This is a genomic window from Enterobacter sp. MEB024 (genome assembly GCF_030209635.1).
Lineage (GTDB): Bacteria > Pseudomonadota > Gammaproteobacteria > Enterobacterales > Enterobacteriaceae > Enterobacter > Enterobacter ludwigii.
Window position 1 is genome coordinate 98408 of sequence record NZ_JARVRQ010000016.1, and the last position, 19244, is coordinate 117651.

Sequence of the window (19244 nt, forward strand, 5' to 3'; positions counted from 1 at the left end):
TTTTACTTTTTTAACAGCTAGCGATAAATATAATCGATCTTAATATTCTTATAAGCATATATAATATTAGGTTAAAAATACACTATGAATACTATTTGTGGGTGATTATTACAGCATATGTAAGCTAATAATAAAAAATAAAGCCGCCAACAAGAAGTGTTGTTGGCGGACATTTATTAATGTAATTCAGCACGATCCAGACCGTAAGCGCTATCCATCGATCCTGGTGACATCTGTGATAAAATCTGGAGACGATTCCAGGCGTTGATTACAGCAATGGTGAAAGTTAACTCTGATACTTCCACTTCAGAGAAATGTTCGCGCAATTCACTGTAAAGCGCTTCGCTTACACCATTATCACCAATGCGTGTCAACGCTTCAGTCAGTGCCAGAGCAGCTTTCTCTTTGGCGCTGAACAGTGGCGATTCCCGCCAGATTGCAACGTGATAAAGACGCAGTTCACGCTCCCCATGCATTTTTGCTTCTTTAACGTGCATATCCAGACAAAACGCACAATGATTCATCTGTGAGGCTCGGATATCCACTAAGTGCTTAAGTTTTTTATCCAGCGAGACTTTTCCTAATGCCATAGAGGCATCGGCTAGTGTTTTAGCCAGTGCGGGAATGGTTTTAAAATGATTCACACGTGACGACATATTGTAATCCTCTTTTTAAAATAAACGATCAATGGTTTGCAGTGCATGAGGTAACGCTGTAGTACGAGCGACGGGATCATGCGTACCGTCTACCCGAATAAATTGCACGTCGGTAATGCCAATATATTCAAGCGCTACGCGAATATATGGCGTAAACTGGTCATCCGCTACAAATGGACCGTGTGCAAATACACTGCCGCTGGCGACAACGCAATACACCTTTTTGCCGCTGACGAGCCCTATTTTTTTGCCCTCTGGCGTAAAGGCGAAAGTTCGTCCGGCGCGGGTTATATGATCGAACCAGGCCTTTAACACAGAAGGCAGGCCGAGGTTCCACATCGGTGATGAGATAACCAGCGTGTCACAATCTAAAAGCTGATCTACCAGTTGTTCCGAAGTCTGAATAGCGGTGAGCTGAGCTTCACTGCGTAGGTCTGGTGGGGTAAAAAAACCAGCAATGGTAAATGCATCAAGATGTGGTAGCGGCCTTTTAGCCAGGTCCAGCACTGATTCTTGAAGCCCGGCATGATGCGCGCGTAATTTTTCTACCAGGCGCTCAGACGCCACACGGGATGTCGATCCTGATAAATCCGGGCTGACTTTAATGTGAAGCAGTTTCATCATTTTTTCCTCAAGTGAGATCGCGATAATAATGCAGGCCGAGGGCGGTATATCCGACACGCTGATAAAATGCCTGGGCTCCTGAATTACTAATGGCGGTATCAAGGACCATCTGACCACAACCGTATTCACGTGCGATGACCGCTAAGTGATTCAACAGCGTTGCACCCATCCCCTGACCGCGAGCCTCGTTCACTGTTACCAGATCGTCGACGTAACAGAATTGCCCGTGAATGAAATTTTCGAGCAGTCGATAACCGGCCAGCGCCATTGTTTTGCCATCCTGCTCCAGTCCTGCAAGCCGATAGCCTTGCGCCTGCTGGCGCTGTACCTGGGCGATAAATTGTTTCTCATTCGTTAGTTTGCTGCGTAGCTCCTGCATCAGCGCAAAGCAACGGGCAAGGTCAATGACGGTGTCGTAATGTACAATCTTCATGACGCCTCATAGTGAGTGGCTTAGTTAATAGCCATATCTTAATCTTGTATGTCTTGTTAAAAAGGGTCATTATTCGAATTAATTGATAGGACATTTAAAGGTGCATTTGATGGGGTACAAAGAGATTTATGCCCGCTATCGTCAGCAAATTCAGGACGGCCTTTTGAAACCGGGGGAGCGCGTTCCCTCAATTCGTTCGCTGGCGAGCGAGTTGCAGGTCGCGCGAAAAACGGTGGAAACCGCGTATGAAATTCTTACTGGAGAAGGCTATTTCGTAAGTCTGGGGGCGAAGGGGACCTATATAAATCCGGAGCTCCGGCTGACCTCAACGGTCAGAGAAGACAATTATGTATCGTCTCGTTCACTTGACACGCCGGTTACTGAAAGGAAGGGTGATCTCCGACTCGGCATTCCTGCACTGGATGAATTCCCCCATAAAAAATGGCTGTTGATATCGGGAAAAGCGGCGCGAAGTCTGCGTCCGGAAGAAATGCTCATGCCCCCGGTAGTGGGCTTTAAGCCACTACGTGAGGCCATTGCAAGTTATCTCACTATTTCAAGAGGACTGAATTGCCGACCAGAGCAAATCTTCGTTACCAGCGGCTATCGGGCCAATTTACGGTTTATTCTGTCGGTACTTGCACAACCTGATGATAAAGTGCTGTTTGAAGATCCTGGCTACTTTTATGGTCAGCAATTATTGAAGCGAATGGCATCCAAACTGCACTATATACCTGTTGATAGACAGGGCATGGATGTTGATTATCTTCAGCGCTATCACAACGATGCACGCTTCGCTATCGTTACACCCACTCACCAAAGTCCGCTCGCAGTTAGCCTTTCATTACCGCGTAAGCATCAGTTACTGTCCTGGGCACAGCAAAACAATAGCTGGATAATTGAAGATGATTACGACGGAGAGTTTCACTACACACGCAAAGTAATCCCGGCGTTGAAAAGCCTCGATACGCATGACCGGGTTATTTATACCGGTACATTTAGTAAAACGATAATGCCAGCTATGCGTATCGGATATATGGTAGTGCCACAGGAGACGGTAGCCCGTTTCAGTGAACTGGGTGAAATCCTTGAAACGGGTCTGCCATTACTACCGCAAAAAATCCTTGCACAGTTCCTTAGTGAAGGGCACTTCTACCGGCATATAAAAAAGATGCGTTTACTCTACCAGCAGCGGCGTCGCATGATGCTTGACGCAATTGAAACGACCTTTCCAGGTTTTTTTGAATTTGAGCTTACAGATGGCGGTATGCATATTGTTGCCTTCCTGCAACGTGGCATTGAAGATACTGCATTAGCTGCATTATGGACACAGCACGAGCTTTACGTCCGGCCACTCTCGAGCTGGTATGCGCAGACACGAAAACGTTATGGATTAGTCATTGGATACACCAATATTCGTTCAACCGAGGAGGCGCAGAAAATTTTGCAGCGTGTTAAGGAAAAAACACTGGCACTTATGCAGCATTAAGTATTTTGATAGCCAGGCGTGAAGAATAACCTATTATTTACCAGTATTGTTGACTGAAAAAATTTAGTCGATCACTCTCTGTAAATGAGGGTCGACTAAATATGATCGTGATCGCTCATGCGTTTTGTAACATGAAGTTAGCCTGGTGTCAGTGCCCTTTATTTCCAACAGGAAATTATGTATAGATAACTGGAACGCCGTTTCTAAGCCAGACATTAAAAAATAGAGCGTTTTTTGAGTATATCTGGAATATTAGCGGATTTCAATTTCAGGAACGGCTGACATCCCGACGCGCAATAATTTTGCATCGGGTTGATTACCATCCAGCACTATTTTCACTGGTAAACGCTGGACGACTTTAGTAAAGTTACCCGTTGCATTGTCTGGCTGGATGGCTGAAAACGTTGCGCCGGTTGCAGGAGCGATACTATCGACATGTCCAGTAAACTTTTTGCCAGGCATGGCATCAATTTTAATTAAGACCTTCTGCCCCTGCTGAACATTTGCCAACTGTGTTTCAAGATAATTGGCAGTGATGTAAGTTTGATGTAGCGGAACCACGGCCAGCAGACGTGTCCCTGCGTTAACGTACGCTCCGAGGCGCACCGAACGCTGGCCTACCATCCCATCGACTGGTGCAACAATATGCGTATAAGAAAGGTTAAGCCTCGCCTGACTGACTTTTGCCTGCGCGACTGCAACATCGGCTTCCGCCTGACGTAATGCAGCCCTCAACACGCCTACCTGTTTCTCTGCTGAGGTCAGAGCAGCTTCGTTCTGACGAACGACTGCGGATGCAGAACGCTGTGTTGAATGGGCTTTTTGTTGATCGTCCGCAGCGACGGTACCTCTTTGATAAAGTTTATTAAAACGTTCAGCATTCTGACTGGCATACTGCGCCGATGCCTGACTGGCTAAAAGGGTCGCTTTTGTCTGAGCAATAATGGATTGTTGCTGCTCCAGTTGTGCAAGGCTGCTCAGGCGTTTTGCATCACTAAGCTGCAAATTAGCTTGCGCCATTTCAAGCGCTATTTTGTAGTCACGGTCATCCAGCGTTGCCAGTGTTTGCCCTGCTTTAACACGTTGGTTATCCGCAACATAGATATTTTTGATATAACCCGATACTTTTGGTGCTACCAGTGTGTAATCCGCATTCACATAGGCATCATTGGTACGGGTATCATTGTTCAGCATTGTCGACCAGACGAAAAATATCATCGTCATCATCAGGATTAATAATGCGCTGAGCAGAGTCGTTCTTCTCGATACCGAAAATTTCATTTAACCACCTCTATTTTGTCATTGCAGGTTGAAAAGTGTCTGGGGCGGCCAGACACGTTTTGGCAACCAGACAGTGAGTAATAACAGAAGGACGGCAAAGCCAGTCATCAGGAGATAGCTATCGGCCAGACTCAGAACAATTGCCTGATGTTTTAATAAGGTGATAAATCCAGCGATGTTCTCGGTGTTGCTGATGCTGCCGTCGTGTAATAAAGGAATGCTGCTGCTGGCCTGCTCGCTGACCGGTGTCGATATCAACCATGGGCGGTTGGCTACGTTATTGACCAGAACATTAGAATGAAATTGCTCTCTGTCATTTATAAACCATTCCACTAAAACGCCAGCTGCGATGCTTGAAAAACCCCGTACGGAATTGAACATAGCAGAGGCATAATGTCCTTCAGGGGGAGCCACAACGCTGGTTGCGCTCATAAGCAACGGTAAAATAATTGACGGTAATCCAATCGCCTGCAGAAGCTGTATTGCCCAGAAATTCTGGCGTGCCCAGTCGCTGGTTATCTGCATACCCATCAGGCTGGCAGAAATCATCAGAACAATCCCGAAAGCTATCAGCCAGCGACAATCAACCCAGCGCAGACTAAGCAATGCGGCAACAAGCGGGGTGATAATTAACTGCGGGAGCCCAATTATCAAAGCCAGCGGGGCAAACTGCACTGTTCGAAAGCCCTCTACTTTACCAAAGAAATTGGACGGCAAAGCAGAGCCAGCCAGTGCCAGTACCAACACTACAGCGAGCGCCATCAGGCCATATGAAAAGTTACTTCTCTCCAGCATCTGTAATTTGAACAAAGGGAGGGGATGAAACCATTCATTAATCAGGAAAATCGTCAGGCACACGAAGGCGCTGGATAACAGGCCATTAAATAAGGGCGATTCAAACCAGTCCAGACGTCCACCCTGAGTGATGGCGATTATCAAAAACGCCATTCCAGAACAGCCGGTAATCATACCGAACAGGTCGATCTGTTTAAATCGGTCGAGGTGAATCGGGTCCTGCGGCAAACCCCAGCCAATAAAGAGCATCGAAATCAAAATGGCGGGGACCACTTGCCAGAACATGAACATCCAGCTCACATCATCTGTCCAGAATGCCGCCAGTGAAGGGGCCACATTTGGACCAAAAGTCGCAGTCAGAGCATAAGCGCCAAGTCCATAAAGTTTTATCGATGGTGGCAGAAAACGTAGCGCCACAGTCATGAGTAAGGGAGGTAGGGCACCGCTAAACAGGCCCTGTATCGTTCGCAAGAGAATAAACAGCGGCGCATTCGGGAGCAAGGGTAAAAGTATGCCGCAAACCATAAAACCGCCAGCGCAAGTAAGCGCGAATTTACGCAGCGAAAAAGTCACAGCAAACCATGGTGCGATCATCATCGCCACTACTTCTGCGGCCTGGTAGGCAGAGGTGAACCAACTGGCTTGATCATAAGTCACGCCAATTCCGGCACGCACATCCGCAAGCGCTATATCTATAACCCGACCATTAAGTCCGGAAGTTAAGGCTGCGATGAGTATCCCCACAAATCCCATTGCAAGGCGCCAGGTAAAGGGGGGCGAAGGTGGAGTAGAACGCTGTGCATTCATACGCTGTGCATTCATACAAAGTTCTCATGCATTATATCGATACGATGTACCACATTATGATACACATGTGACATCTTACATTGCGATAGCGTCCATTGCAATGTGATAATTAATACATGAACTGAGGTAACAGGCTGTCCGTGACCGGACAATAAGGAGCTCTATATGGCCGTAAATGTTTCAAGCTTTGAGGATGAAAAAACCGGCGGGATTCAGGTTATCGCCCGCGCAGCTGCAATTTTGAATGTGCTGGGAAAACACCCTGGCGGCATGAGTCTGGGAGAAATTGCGCAGGAGGTTGCTCTCCCTCGTTCAACGGTGCAGCGTATTGTCGCGGCTTTAGATAGCGCTCAACTTGTGCGTAGCAGCGGGGCCGGTGGCCTGCGTCTGGGACCTGCACTACTCAAACTTATTTCCAGTGTGCACAGCGATGTCGTGGATCTTGTACGTCCCTTCCTGGAGCAACTTTCGGCCAATATTAATGAAACAGTGACCCTGGCACGTGCCAGCGGTACACAGCTGGCAATCATCCACTACGTCGTAGCAACACGGGAATTACGTGTTGTACCTCGTATTGGACTTAATTTGCCGCTCTACAGCACTTCCGGCGGACGTGTGTTACTGGCTATGGAAAGTGATGAAGATGTCCGCATACTGGTAGGCGAAGCCTATGAAGATCTCACCGGAATGACAGTTAAAACTCTTCCACAGCTTCTGGAGCTGATCGCTGATGTTCGTGCCAAAGGGCTGGCTATAGATCTGGGTGAAACTCTTGAGGGTGTCTGCACGATAGCGGTAGCGCTGGACACACTTTTTGGTCGTTTTTCTATCTCATTATTAGTTCCAGCGCCACGTTTCCATAAACATGAAACCTTTTATCGGCAAGAACTCATGCAATGCAAGGAGGCAATAGTTAATGAAATTGGAAGAATAATTTCGGTAGGAGAATAACTAACAACATCAATAATTGTTCTCAACGAAATTTGTTAGGCCGCTTGCACGATCCGGCCTGACCTGCCCCCAGCATTAGATACAACGATCAGTTAGTAATAAGAGTTGACCAGCTTCCCGTTGTTCAACACTAAGCACTGTTAGCTACTTCCGCTTTTGGCACAGGGCTGCTGTTGTAGCCCCGACAACCTTAGACTTCAATGCCCAGATAACGGACTGTGCTTTCCAGTTTCTTATGGCCTAACAGAAGTTGAATTACCCGGAGATTTTTGGTTTTCTTATAAATCAGGTAAGGTTTTGTTCTTCTCATGAAGTGTGTGCTGTAAAGCGTATCTTCGAGACCACCCACCCATGAAAGATTCGGTTATATTGCCGGGTTGATATGTGCTGGTTAGTTCCGATCCGAGAACGAAACAAGAAGTCTTTACTGTGCAAATTGCCAAGCTTTATCAATGCAGCAACAGCTTCTCTTGTTCCCTTGGTTAACTCAAATTGCACCGGGTTACCGGTTTTCAGTTGCAACACCGTTACTTTGCTTGAAACAGAGATACCATATGCAATATCAGATACTTTTAGTTTGACCAGATCACAGCCCCGTAGCTTACTGTTCAGGGCCATATTGAACAGATCTAATTCGCGCGCTTTACCTTCCAGTTCAAGCCGGATTCGTATCCCCCAGATATGAGATATCTGAAATGGTCTTTTTTGGCCGATGATACGGTCTTCGTTCCACCGTGACGTGCTCATACTCAAATCTCCTGTAATGTGGGAGATTTGAGTATGGTTTTCCCTTATGAGCGAGGAGCAGTAGTTCGCAATTCCAATAACTATATGACGAATATTGAGGTATCTTATTCAAAAAGGAGCAGGTTATCAGCTGATATGAAAAAGACCACAAGGATAAAATATCTCTGTGGTCATGGCTTATTGATTCGAAAATATTTATCAGGTGAGCAATATCATTGCCCTTCATTGATAACGGTGGATGGATTTACTTAATCTAATAAGCTTGAGTTTTTAAGGGCATGAGAAACGTCCGGCAGCATGGGAAACGAGTTTTGCCCGCCATATTTCTGTATTGAGCAACTACTAATTTCAGCAGCAAAGGGAATCGCTTCCGTCAGTGAAAAACCATTAACAATGCAGTAGGCAATGCCCCCGATGAAGGAGTCACCCGCGCCGGTAGTATCAACCACGTCAGGACAGAATACTGCTGGGAAATGTCGAGTGGCGTTATCTTGGGACAATACGGCGCCCTTTTCCCCGAGAGTAATTATCACCTGTCCTTTAACTCGTCTATGTAGTCCGGTTGCACAGGAATGGGCGTCATCAACCGAAGAAACATTGGCACCGCTCATGAAGGTTGCCTCTGTCTCATTAATAACCAGGTAGTCTACCAAGCTCAGAGCGTGGGCGGAGACATCCCGTGCCGGGGCGTTATTAAGGATAATGCGGCAACGGTGGGCGCTGGCAACGTCGATGATATACTCAACAATCGGGGCAGGAATTTCTGACTGAAGAATAACCAGTGGCTGTCCTTTGAAAAGTGACTCAGTGATGTCATCTTCACTGATAAGGTAATTAGCGCCTTTAATAATGGTGCTGCAGTAGTCACCTGATTCAAGTATCTGGACGATTCCGATACCAGTGGCGGTACCCCGCTTGTTCACATTCTCTACCGATACATTATTTTCACGTAAAGAGTTGATTAACTCGTCTCCATAAATGTCATTTCCAACACAGCCGACCATGCTGACGTTCAGTCCAAGTCTGGAACACTGCACCGCCTGATTAGCCCCCTTCCCACCAGGCATGAGCATCAACTCATTTCCAGTAAATGTTTCGCCTAGTTCCGGAAGCCGGTCCTGCTGGACAAGAATGTCATAGTTGAGACTACCAATAACGACTACATCACTTTTCATCTTTTCAACCTTTAACTGGCGGTACGCTTGGACGCCACCGCATTTCTGGTGCTGAGTAAGCTATTTTTACTTTTGTCACTGGTTTTACTGGCGATAATGGTAAAGATAGCGTCAAGAATATTCAGATGTACTATTCGGGTCGTAGCATTTTCGCCCGTGATCGGATTATTTTTTACTGCCGAAATGATTGAATGACGGGCAATAAGGCTAAGCGGGCTGTTCGGATAATTGGTTAAACAAATCGTTTCTGCGCCGTTCTCATTAGCAATATTTACCATCTGGATAATATCCGACGTTTGCCCAGAGTGTGACACGGCCAGAAGAATATCACCCCGCCGCATTAGCGATGCTGTCATCAGTTGTTTATGACTGTCACTGAATACCGATGAGAAAATACCAATTTTTAGTAGCTTATGATTGAAATCATCACAGATTGTACCCGAACCTCCACAACCAGCAATAAAAATCCTTGCTTCTTCAGGTTTATTAATGAAGAGATATGCAACCGATTTTATGACGGCACAGTCAATGACGTTTAACGAATCTTGCAGGGCAAGAACCGAATTAAGAAAGGTGCTTTCAAGAATACTTTCAACGTATTTTTCCGAATCGTGTATAACCGGAATGTCAACAATATTTTCAACGACATTCATGTTACCAGAGACACTTAACTTCAAATCATGAAATCCGGTAAATCCCAGTTTTTTGGAGACTTTGGTTATGCTCGATACGCTAACCTTCAGATAATTAGCAATTTCTGTAATTGACATGCGTGCCAGAGACTGCGGGTTATCATCTATGAAGCGGGCGATAGCTCTCTCTTTTTTACCTAGCTCAGGAGCCAGCGTTCTAGCAAGTAAAAATACATCATTACCCTTCAGCCTGCTGTGCATAATTCCTCCTGTAAGTATGAAAACGAAATTATCACGACAAAACGATATGAAATGTTATCTGGATCACAGACTGTAAAGTGTTTTACTAATTAATTTTACTGTGAGTAAAATACTTAACTCATTATTCAATTTTAAATTTCACACCTAGTAAAATTTTTTTTAAATCATTGATTTTGAATTATTTTATTGCAAGTAAAATTTTAATGCTTGGGCAGTGTGTTTTTATTTATTTGCAGTAATATTTTCTTGTGGCTATTTACTCAGAAAAAAATCACTCTTATAAAAACAGCTGAAATAAACAAACAAGGTGACTGCAATGAAATTTTCCTCCCGTATTAATTCTTTCCGTTCACGACCTGAGCTTTTCGACGCGAAGAACAAAATGGATACCTGTGATCTCATTACCCGTATGGGTAGTGTGGAAGGATTAACACACATCGAACTTAACTATCCTGAGCATTTTATTGGCCAGGACAAAGAACTGATTAAAAAATGTATTGCTGATAATGGTCTGCAGGTAGGTGGTATTGCGCTGCGCTACAACAAAGACTTTATTGATGGCGAGTTTACCAATCCGAATTCTGCGCTTCGCCGTAAAGCTATTGATACGACGCTTGAAGCCGCTGAGATATGTAAATTCCTCGGGGGAAATACCGTCACCTTATGGTTTGGATATGACGGCTATGATTACCCGTTCCAGCAAGATTACTTCCGCGCGTATGAGCTGCTCGTTGATGCCTTACGTATCGTGACCCAGGCACATGGGGATATGCAGTTCAGCTTTGAATACAAACCTTATGAACCGCGTACTTTCTCCTATATTGGTGATGTTTCCTCAACCTTAATGCTGATTGATGATGTTGGCAGTGACAATCTGGGTATCACCCTCGATTTCTGCCATATGATCATGAAAAAGGAAAACCCGGCCTTCTCCCTGTTCCAGTCAGCTCGTAAAAACCGCCTCGTCGGTTTCCATCTTAATGACGGCTACGGTCATTTCGATGATGGCCTGATGCTGGGCTCCGTACATCTGTTACAGACCCTGGAATATATCTACTACGCAAAACGCGTTGGTTTCAGTGGTCTGATTTATTTCGATACCTTCCCGAGCCGCGAAGATCCGGTAGCGGAGTGCGCTCAGAATATCCGTATGTACAAAGCACTGTCTGACTTTATTGACCGTCTCAGCATTCCTGAAATTGAACAAATGATTCAAAGCCAGGACGCCCTGAAAGTACAGGGTATGTTACTGAAAATGATCGCTGAATAATTAAAACAAGCAGCACCTTACCTCGTATCCGCGACCAGTCAGTGTCTGACACTGGAGGGAAATATGTTTGAAAAGATAGGTTTACCCAGGAATTTATTATGGGGATATATTGGCCTGACCATCTTTATGATCGGCGATGGTGTTGAGCAGGCGTGGATCTCAATCTGGCTTGTAGAGAAGGGGCTGTCTGTTGCACAGGCCTCCTACCTTATCACCGCGTATGGTGTCACTGTTACGCTGGCAGCCTGGGTTACTGGCGTTCTGGTTCAGACGCTTGGCCCGCGTAAAGTCATGTTTTACGGTCTGGTAACCTTTATCATTGGCAGTATCGGTTTTATCAGTGTTGGCCTTAAACATATGGAAATGGTGTGGATGCTTCCTTTCTACGCTTTACGCGGGATTGGATATCCTCTGTTCGCATACTCATTCCTGATATGGATTAACTACAGCACACCAGTTGCGCGCAGGGCGACTGCAGTTGGCTGGTTCTGGTTTACGTTCTCATTAGGGCTGAGTGTGCTTGGGCCTTTCTTCTCTTCGATGGCGTTACCGGTGCTGGGTGAGATCCACGTACTCTGGGTCGGCTTACTGTTTGTCCTGATCGGGTCTGTTCTCGGGATCTGGGTCAACCGTGATGTTGTTCCTGCGTCAGAAATTCACCCATTCAGCGCGGGTGAATTACTGAAAGGGATCACCATACTGCAGCGGCCGGTCATCGCGTTGGGCCTGGTGGTGAAATCTGTAAACGGTATCGCGCAGTACGGGCTGGCCACCTTCCTGCCTCTGTACCTGATAAGCTATGGATACAGTAAAACAGAGTGGCTTCATATGTGGTCTGCGGTCTTCCTGGTGGCCATCTTTGCCAATCTATTCTTCGGATTCTTTGGTGACAAATTTGGCTGGCGGAGAACCATCATGTGGGTAGGAGGATTTGGTTATGCCGCTGTTCTCATTCTGGTGTGGGCGGTCCCTCAGGTACTGGGTCATAATTTCTATGTGATGGCATTCGTTCTTTGCCTGTGCGGTGTGACCATGGCAGGTTATGTTCCCCTGTCTGCATTGTTCCCGATGCTTGCCCCGGACAGTAAAGGTGCTGCAATGTCAGTACTGAACCTTGGTGCAGGACTAGGAGCCTTTATCGCTCCCGCCATTACGGCATTGTTCTATTCATCACTTGGCGCAGGTGGTGTTCTAGGCATCTATGCCGGTTTATATATCCTCAGTGGCGTGCTTACACCTTTCCTCAAAACACCTGAGGAGCTTAATCGGCACGCTGAACTGAAAGATAAGGTCGCATAATCGGGTGTAACTTTACTACCAGGTCCGGGTAATCCCGGGCCTTAGTGAATCACCACGTGTTTAACCGACATCCAGCCAGCCTTTGAGCCGTTATTACTTCTTTAAGATTATTAATAATTTTAAGTTGACCAGGCACTCTAAATTTAAAGTTATTAGATTAGACGGAAGGTCCGCTCCTGGCACTAAACGGGCTAAAGCAGACTGATTTGATGAGATAAGGGTATAGATGAATTCTCCATACCCTTGAACGATTACTTCCCAGTTGATTTGCTTGGTTTCAGTCCTGGGGTATTGCCGGGTTTATCCTTATTATCACGTCTGCGTTGATCGGGTTTTCCTGTTGATTTTGCGATTGGTTTTGGACCAGGTTTAAGCCCCATAATCATACTCCTTAGCCATGTCAGAGGTTATTCCTCAGTGTGGATATAAGGGGAGCGGTAAGAATTATCAAGCTTGTATGGGCGGTGAAAAGTGACTACTTGATTATTATGTGAGCAATGTCAGATTTTAACACATAGCGGCCAGCCCATTACTGAAGTTAGCCAAAAATGAGTCGCGATGAGCCCTCAATAATGAGGGCCACCTCGGAGATTGTTAGGCTGATTTCGCCAATTGCCGATGCAGGACCTGAAGGCTAGTTCCCGCCCCTGTCCATGCAGCAGCCGAGCCGACCACATACAGGTTTTGCTTGGCGCGTGAGACGGCTACATTGATTATGTTTGGTGGGCTTGCCGCCCACTGACGTGCTCTTTGCTGACTCGCTTTCGGCGCACCCAGCAACAGGATTACCGTGTCCGCCTCTCGGCCCTGGAACGTGTGGATTGTGCCTACACGATCACGGCACCATTCATCCAGCTTTACGCCGAACGTTCGCAGCAGATCAGTTTCACTGTCGAGACGCCGACGCATGTTCTGCTCTACGATCTTGAATGGTGTGATGATAAATACGTCCGGATTTGTAATGCCCGATGCTGCCAGCTCTTTGAGCATTCGCACAACCGCTTCGCCCTCGTCGGGACACCACTTCGTCTCAGCATCGCCATTGATATCCACCCAGTGAGATCTCCCCAAAGCCGAGCCTATAGATCCGGGTTTTTTAGGCCCGACAGCATGGACCATCTGCCCGGCATAGGCGATGGAGTTAGAAACATCAAACATTGGGTTCTGGCAACGCCTGTGAACGAGCAATGGCAGCCCGACTTCTCGATCACCTACGTCCATGACGAAGGTGGATTTGAAGCGCGATGCCTGATCAGCAAGGGTCTGCGTAGATGCTGCGGGGGCAGACCATTCGACTTGGTCAATGTCAAAGAACTTGCAGATTTCGGCGTTCAGCTTTTCAGGAAGTGAAACTACAGGTGGGATTTGCAACGGGTCACCTACCACAATGGAGCGCTTTGCCCGCATGATAGCTCCAACTGCTGCCTGAGGAACGGCTTGGCCCGCTTCATCTACCAGAAGCCAACCAATGCTCTCTGGTGGCAGATCCCCGAACATCGTCCGAACAGAGGCGAATGTCGTGGACACGGTCGGCACAACCACGAAAAGGCTTGACCAAAGGTCGGGGAGAAGTTCACGGTGAGCGGAAGACTGGAAGGCACCAGCTACCATGCCTGACATCAATAACCCAAGATTGTGTTGCAAGCGGCTGGCCGAAGCATCGATGAACGTTTTATGCACAGTCAGGGCAGCGGCGAAAAGATCCTCCCGCAGGCGATGAACCTCATCGGGAAGCCATGGCGCAGTGAGGTGGATAGCCTCGTGCTCGCGCTCGAAGAACCTCTCATCAACGACCCTGTCTCCCATACGGTTTCGTGCCTGTGCCTCGGTTGCCTTCAATTTCGAGACAGCCTGACATTTGCTGGAAATTTCCTGGTCGAGTTGCTGTAACTGGGACTCAGTATTGCTCCACTCAGCCCTTGCAAGCTCCAGGGCCCTGTCTGTCTCCTGCGCCCGTATGACTGATTGCTGCAAGGTCGTCGAGAGCTTCTGCAGTGTCGATCTCCACGACTTCCAGGCCGCAGTCGCAAACAAACGGGAGAAGAAACCTGGACGGCAAGCAAGATGGCTGTCGAGCATGATCTTGTCCTGCTCGATCTGCGATTTTGCCTTCTCATGCTCTCGTTGGCAGGATTCAGCAGTCTTGTGTGCCTCTTCGACGGCTTCATTCAGACTCGGTCGACGCTGTTCAGCCCTTTGAAGTTCGGTGATCGCTCCCTTGAGCGCCTGGATATCCCGTCGCATCTCTTCGATGCTGGCGATTTCGGCGTCTACCGTCTCCTTAAGTTTAAGAAAGGCGGTTCGCGCTTTCAGCCAGGCCGCAGCAGCATCCGCTTCGTTGGTGCTGGGCCGCTCATTGACAACCACGCTGGGCATCACACGATCGATGGTTTCGCCAGTTCGCTCGTCCTTGATCTCACGCATGACATTTATGCCGCGAGCTGCTTTCAGGTAGGTAAGGAAACCACCGTCTTCATTCCACCAGAAACCTTGCTGAAACGCGCCTCGGTTGCTGCTCTTGCCGAGAGCAGCGGCGATCAGCCCCCAGGTTTCGACAGTGTCGGAGGGGATGTCCCCCTCGGCCTCGGCTTCGAAATAGCCGGCGCGTTTGGGATTCGCAATCAGGTCGCTGATGGACCGGAAGTAGGCGATCTGTTCATGGCGACCATTGGCTTCCTTGAGAGGAAGCTCTTTACTGACGTTTTCGACCGCTTTGTTATTGGAGGAGGCTACGACGATCTCATGGCCCCTCAAGGATGCATGTAACTTGTAGAAGTGCAGGAATGCATTGGAACCGAATGCCAGCTTCTCGCCTGTTGTGGAAAAGGCATCCTGCGGTTTGTTGAAGCCGGACATCGCCGTGGCCCGATCGAGAATGCATCCAACGACGATATCCCGGAGAAGAGTGGTCTTACCGGTTCCCGGAGGCCCATTGACGCCGATGATACCTGGAGCATCATTCAGCTCAGCACGCGCCGCATTCACGGCAGCCTGTTGAAGCAACACCAGTGGATGGCCGCCTTTCGAAGGCCAACGAGCCTGCGGCATGAGCGACGGTGCGACGAACGGCTCAACTGCGGAAATGGGCGATAGCACGTCGATTTTCTGGTCAGGTCTGCCAATTCCCATGTAGCGGCGCAAACCGGTTCCGGCTTTGCCCGTCTCGAGCAATTTGGTTGCTTCACCGAGATCTTCAAGATAGAAGGAATTCAGTAATGAAGGTTCAGGCGGCGCCTTAGCCTTGAAATGATGAAACACCTTAATCGCGAATGTGGGTGGCTCAACCAAATGCTCGGGTACACTGAACTGCGATACAAGCCATTTATAAGCGTTATGAACAACATTCAGATCGATCGGTATGGGTTCTCCATCTTTGTTGTGGTGGCGAATCATTCGATCCAGATGCTTGATAATGCGCGGCTCAACATTCGGCCAATTCCCTAAACTCCCAAGCTTCAGATCGAGAGCCGGCTTGAGTGCCCAGGCAAAACTTGACACGGCAACGCCTTTTTCCTCAAGCACATAGCCTTCTTTGTCGATCAGGATCGAGCCGATGGCCGCTTTCTTACCGTCCGGGCGTGAACGCTCCTCATCCTCGCCAAAAACCTTGACCAGCTCGTCCGTCGCCTTGTCGAGAGCGATGGAGCCGAGGACGACCTCGAAATAAAGCTTATAACTGGGCTTGCTGCGGGCATTTGGTCCCCATGGAACACCTCGCTCCAATAGAGCAACCCTAGAGCGGTCGCCGGTTGCCATATCCTCTGGGCGTTTATAACCTTGAGGCGACAGTGCTTCGAGGGCTGTCCATGCTGCCAGTATTGCTCGCGCATCATTCGCCTTACCTGATGGAGAAAAAGACGGGATCGGACCAAGGTCGATTTGGTCTTTGTCGAATTGCTCTCGTATGGCAGAGTCTGGGATGGCCTTCAGTTGCAGTTGCTCTTCCGCAGCAGGCGAATTGTGGGGCACAACTCGAGAAGATTGAATGGACACCGAATCGGGATGGCGTGTTGATGGGCTGGAAGCCGACATGGCGACCACGCTGTGGCCGCTAAGTGCAAATAGAGATTGCTCGATTTTAGCCGTCAGCGTCCGCGCCTTGGCAGTGTTGCGAAAGGTCAGCTCGCTCAACAACTGTTCAAGTTCGCTAACATTGTTGCGGGACTGCTCGAAGATTGCTTCCAGATCGAAGATTGATTTTTGCGCATACTGCCGTGTCTTCATTTATTTCTGCGGCTCCATATCCCTTCCATTAAGAGATATTATGCTAATTAGCTTTATTTCTAAAACTACTAGCTTTCGCTTGAAATATAAATTCTCATCTGGCCCACTACTAAAGTGGGAACTGTCATTAATTATCCGTCATCCCGCTAAACGCTCTCCCCTCATACCTCCCTCAATCATACTTCCGCGATCAGCAGCCATAACAAAATCAGCCCACCATTGCATCATCGGTCGCCGTTGCTCAAGGTAATCACTGCGGTTATAAGCGCGACGTACCTCATTTTTGTCTACATGAGCCAGTGCTGCTTCAATGACATCAGGCAGAAATCCATCCTCATTGAGTGCCGTACTAGCGATAGAACGTAAACCGTGTGATACGAGTATGCCTCCTAAGCCAGCACGCTTGAGTGCAGCATTCACTGTCTGGCTGTTCATCGGCTGGGTAGGCTTAATGCGACTGGGAAAGATAAATTCTCGATTACCACTTAACGGCTTCATCATCTCCAGTATCGCAATTGCTTCATCTGACAATGGAACAGTATGGCCGCGGTTCATTTTCATGCGTGCTGCAGGAATCTTCCACTCTCGCGCTTCTATGTCTACCTCTTCCCAGCGAGCTTCAGCCGCTTCGGCAGGGCGGGTAATAGTAAGAAGTTGCCACATGAACAGGCAGCGTGTGGAAAGGCTAATGCTGGCTGTTCGCATTGTCTGCATCAGTTGAGGTAGCTGGTCCGGTCGAATGCTGGGCATGTTCTTTTTCTGAGGCTTCTCGAAGGCTTTACCGATATTAACGCTGGGAACAGCATCAATCAGCCCTGTGTTTTGGGCATAGATCATGACCTCATTAATGCGTTGGCACAGTCGACGAACGGTTTCCAGTGCTCCTCTGGCCTGAACAGGTTGAACGGCCTGAACCAGTGTGTGAGCTTTAATATCTGTAACGCTAACGTCCCCAATTGCAGGAAAGACATCTCTCTCAAGAGAGCGCCAGATATCTTCTGCATAGTCCGCTGTCACGCTTGCTTTCTTCACATTCCACCAACGTTCAGCTACGAGCTGGAAAGTATTGGTTTTGGCTTCAATTGAACTGCGCAGTTGTTCCTGCTGATGTTCCTGGGGATCAATTTGTTTCGCCAGAAGAGAACGGGACTCTGCCCGATAGTTTCGGGCATCGGCAAGGGTAACTGACGGGTAGGGACCTATGCTCTTCTTCGCACGTTTCTTAGTGACAGGGCGAATGTAGCGAAACTGCCAGATTTTACTTCCGCTGGATTTGATGAGTAGCTCAAGGCCATCACCATCATAGAGAACGTAGTCCGCTTCTTTGGGTTTGGCGGATTCGATTTCTTTAACGGATAGAGGTTTGGTTTGTCTTGCCATTGCCGGGTTTCCATAGTTTTAGGCACCTCAAAAACAATAAAGCTTTATGAGGTGCCTAACAAGGTGCCTAAAAGGTTCGGATTTAATTAGTTCTCTTCGGAATTCGCGGGACAAATTGAGGGCACAAAAAAACCCGCAGGGCTTGCGCCGTGCGGGCTCTTAGGACTTCATCGGATGACTCTGGTAATCACCGATGGAGAATTTTGGTGGAGCTGGCGGGAGTTGAACCCGCGTCCGAAATTTCTACATCCTCGGTACTACATGCTTAGTTTGTCTTTACATTCGCACGCCAGCTGCGAACAAACACGCCACTAACGTACTAGCCTGATTAGTTTTAACGCTTCAACCCCAGGCAGGGCTTCCACGCGATCTCTTTTGGGTTTGACCTCTCTTGAATCCCCGTCTTAAGAGCGGAAGCTAGGGAGAGAGGGCTCAGAGCAGGTTATTAAGCTGCTAAAGCGTAGTTTTCGTCGTTTGCGACTATTTTTTTGCGGCTTTTTACGAGGCAAACCGCCCCTCGGCATGCACCTTGGGTTTCGCAAATCCCGTCGAATCCAGAATCAGCCCCAATAGTGTTGAACTGAGTATACCAGATTTTAGATCCTGGATACCAGCCCGGAACGCTAACTTATTGAATAGTACAATAAGTGCGCAGAATCAACGTCCTGCGTTTTTCATAATACGTGCTTTGTCGAGCTGCCATTCGCGCTCTTTCAGATCGGTACGTTTGTCGTGCTGTTTTTTACCCTTCGCGACGCCAACTTTCACTTTGCACCAGGCATTTTTCCAGTACAGCGACAGGGCAACCACGGTGAAGCCTTCACGGTTAATGCGCCCATAAAGGGACTCCAGTTCACGCTTGTTCAACAGCAGCTTACGGGTACGCGTTGGGTCACACACGTAGTGTGACGAAGCGACGGTCAGCGGCGTGAAGTTGGCACCGAACAGGAAGGCTTCGCCATCTTTCAGGATCACGTAACTATCACCGATATTGGCTTTCCCGGCGCGCAGCGATTTTACTTCCCAGCCCTGCAATGCAAGGCCAGCTTCGAATTCTTCTTCAATAAAATACTCGTGGCGAGCACGCTTGTTGAGCGCAATGGTCGCCGAGCCTGGTTTATGTGCTTTTTTCTTCGTCATAAGTATCGTAAAGCCATCGGTAATCTGATTTCAAAAAGTCACCTCATTGCGTCCTGTGAGGTCTAACGCGCTATATTAGC

Annotated in this window: 14 protein-coding genes, 1 other RNA gene and 1 pseudogene; 4 read left to right on the forward strand and 12 right to left on the reverse strand. The window is 48.0% G+C overall.

What is annotated here, in order from left to right; translation table 11 throughout:
• Window positions 1-176: 176 nt before the first annotated feature.
• The 3 genes from QRN24_RS22100 to QRN24_RS22110 are packed head-to-tail and all read right to left on the reverse strand — an operon-like array spanning window position 177 to window position 1713.
• Window positions 177-656, reverse strand: a complete 480-nt coding sequence (locus QRN24_RS22100) for a carboxymuconolactone decarboxylase family protein (protein WP_005131815.1) — start codon at window positions 654-656, stop codon at window positions 177-179.
• Between the two features lie 15 nt (window positions 657-671).
• Window positions 672-1280: an FMN-dependent NADH-azoreductase gene (locus tag QRN24_RS22105; RefSeq protein WP_223239658.1), complete on the reverse strand. Its 609-nt coding sequence runs from the start codon at window positions 1278-1280 to the stop codon at window positions 672-674.
• Window positions 1281-1287: 7 nt separating this feature from the next.
• Window positions 1288-1713, reverse strand: a complete 426-nt coding sequence (locus tag QRN24_RS22110; protein WP_020688232.1) for a GNAT family N-acetyltransferase — start codon at window positions 1711-1713, stop codon at window positions 1288-1290.
• A gap of 109 nt (window positions 1714-1822) precedes the next feature.
• On the opposite strand from QRN24_RS22110, the gene pdxR reads away from it, so the two are divergent.
• Window positions 1823-3202 carry a MocR-like pyridoxine biosynthesis transcription factor PdxR gene (gene pdxR / locus QRN24_RS22115; protein ID WP_047058016.1) on the forward strand — a complete coding sequence of 460 codons (1380 nt, stop codon included), beginning with the start codon at window positions 1823-1825 and terminating at the stop codon, window positions 3200-3202.
• 252 nt (window positions 3203-3454) lie between these two features.
• Here the strand turns inward: pdxR and QRN24_RS22120 are convergent, their stop codons facing one another.
• Entirely contained in the window at window positions 3455-4483 is a 1029-nt protein-coding gene (locus QRN24_RS22120) for an HlyD family secretion protein (RefSeq protein WP_163387534.1), read from the reverse strand.
• A gap of 18 nt (window positions 4484-4501) precedes the next feature.
• Window positions 4502-6085, reverse strand: a complete 1584-nt coding sequence (locus tag QRN24_RS22125) for an MFS transporter (RefSeq protein ID WP_163387551.1) — start codon at window positions 6083-6085, stop codon at window positions 4502-4504.
• Between the two features lie 165 nt (window positions 6086-6250).
• Here QRN24_RS22125 and QRN24_RS22130 point away from each other — a divergent pair, with 165 nt between their 5' ends.
• Window positions 6251-7036 carry an IclR family transcriptional regulator gene (locus QRN24_RS22130; protein WP_020688229.1) on the forward strand — a complete coding sequence of 262 codons (786 nt, stop codon included), beginning with the start codon at window positions 6251-6253 and terminating at the stop codon, window positions 7034-7036.
• Window positions 7037-7226: 190 nt separating this feature from the next.
• Here QRN24_RS22130 and QRN24_RS22135 read toward each other — a convergent pair.
• From QRN24_RS22135 to QRN24_RS22145, 3 genes and pseudogenes are all read right to left on the reverse strand, one after another.
• Window positions 7227-7783, reverse strand: a pseudogene (locus QRN24_RS22135) (tyrosine-type recombinase/integrase).
• A 248-nt stretch (window positions 7784-8031) separates the two neighbouring features.
• Entirely contained in the window at window positions 8032-8958 is a 927-nt protein-coding gene (locus tag QRN24_RS22140) for a ribokinase (protein WP_163387531.1), read from the reverse strand.
• A gap of 11 nt (window positions 8959-8969) precedes the next feature.
• Entirely contained in the window at window positions 8970-9851 is an 882-nt protein-coding gene (locus QRN24_RS22145; RefSeq protein ID WP_163387529.1) for an SIS domain-containing protein, read from the reverse strand.
• A gap of 316 nt (window positions 9852-10167) precedes the next feature.
• Here QRN24_RS22145 and QRN24_RS22150 point away from each other — a divergent pair, with 316 nt between their 5' ends.
• Together QRN24_RS22150 and QRN24_RS22155 are read left to right on the forward strand one after the other, a co-directional pair.
• Entirely contained in the window at window positions 10168-11121 is a 954-nt protein-coding gene (locus QRN24_RS22150; RefSeq protein WP_163387527.1) for a sugar phosphate isomerase/epimerase family protein, read from the forward strand.
• Between the two features lie 63 nt (window positions 11122-11184).
• Window positions 11185-12420 (forward strand): MFS transporter, encoded by a 1236-nt coding sequence (locus QRN24_RS22155; RefSeq protein ID WP_163387526.1) that lies wholly within the window; start codon window positions 11185-11187, stop codon window positions 12418-12420.
• A 594-nt stretch (window positions 12421-13014) separates the two neighbouring features.
• Here the strand turns inward: QRN24_RS22155 and QRN24_RS22160 are convergent.
• The 4 genes from QRN24_RS22160 to smpB all read right to left on the reverse strand — a co-directional run bounded on the left by QRN24_RS22160 (window position 13015) and on the right by smpB (window position 19164).
• Window positions 13015-16644 (reverse strand): DEAD/DEAH box helicase, encoded by a 3630-nt coding sequence (locus QRN24_RS22160; protein WP_163387524.1) that lies wholly within the window; start codon window positions 16642-16644, stop codon window positions 13015-13017.
• Window positions 16645-16782: 138 nt separating this feature from the next.
• Complete coding sequence (locus QRN24_RS22165) at window positions 16783-18024, reverse strand: integrase (RefSeq protein ID WP_163387522.1); 1242 nt, start codon at window positions 18022-18024, stop codon at window positions 16783-16785.
• Window positions 18025-18228: 204 nt separating this feature from the next.
• Window positions 18229-18592, reverse strand: a transfer-messenger RNA (tmRNA) gene (ssrA, locus tag QRN24_RS22170).
• Window positions 18593-18681: 89 nt separating this feature from the next.
• Entirely contained in the window at window positions 18682-19164 is a 483-nt protein-coding gene (smpB, locus tag QRN24_RS22175) for an SsrA-binding protein SmpB (RefSeq protein ID WP_008502505.1), read from the reverse strand.
• Between the last annotated feature and the right edge of the window lie 80 nt (window positions 19165-19244).

Excerpts from the sequence above, each read along its gene's own strand:
- QRN24_RS22105 (WP_223239658.1), bottom strand. The coding sequence starts at position 1,280 with ATGATGAAACTGCTTCACATTAAAGTCAGCCCGGATTTATCAGGATCG.
- QRN24_RS22155 (WP_163387526.1), top strand. The coding sequence starts at position 11,185 with ATGTTTGAAAAGATAGGTTTACCCAGGAATTTATTATGGGGATATATT.
- smpB (WP_008502505.1), bottom strand. The coding sequence starts at position 19,164 with ATGACGAAGAAAAAAGCACATAAACCAGGCTCGGCGACCATTGCGCTC.
- pdxR (WP_047058016.1), top strand. The coding sequence starts at position 1,823 with ATGGGGTACAAAGAGATTTATGCCCGCTATCGTCAGCAAATTCAGGAC.
- QRN24_RS22110 (WP_020688232.1), bottom strand. The coding sequence starts at position 1,713 with ATGAAGATTGTACATTACGACACCGTCATTGACCTTGCCCGTTGCTTT.
- QRN24_RS22100 (WP_005131815.1), bottom strand. The coding sequence starts at position 656 with ATGTCGTCACGTGTGAATCATTTTAAAACCATTCCCGCACTGGCTAAA.
- QRN24_RS22150 (WP_163387527.1), top strand. The coding sequence starts at position 10,168 with ATGAAATTTTCCTCCCGTATTAATTCTTTCCGTTCACGACCTGAGCTT.
- QRN24_RS22125 (WP_163387551.1), bottom strand. The coding sequence starts at position 6,085 with ATGAATGCACAGCGTTCTACTCCACCTTCGCCCCCCTTTACCTGGCGC.
- QRN24_RS22120 (WP_163387534.1), bottom strand. The coding sequence starts at position 4,483 with ATGAAATTTTCGGTATCGAGAAGAACGACTCTGCTCAGCGCATTATTA.
- QRN24_RS22145 (WP_163387529.1), bottom strand. The coding sequence starts at position 9,851 with ATGCACAGCAGGCTGAAGGGTAATGATGTATTTTTACTTGCTAGAACG.
- QRN24_RS22165 (WP_163387522.1), bottom strand. The coding sequence starts at position 18,024 with ATGGCAAGACAAACCAAACCTCTATCCGTTAAAGAAATCGAATCCGCC.
- QRN24_RS22130 (WP_020688229.1), top strand. The coding sequence starts at position 6,251 with ATGGCCGTAAATGTTTCAAGCTTTGAGGATGAAAAAACCGGCGGGATT.
- QRN24_RS22160 (WP_163387524.1), bottom strand. The coding sequence starts at position 16,644 with ATGAAGACACGGCAGTATGCGCAAAAATCAATCTTCGATCTGGAAGCA.
- QRN24_RS22140 (WP_163387531.1), bottom strand. The coding sequence starts at position 8,958 with ATGAAAAGTGATGTAGTCGTTATTGGTAGTCTCAACTATGACATTCTT.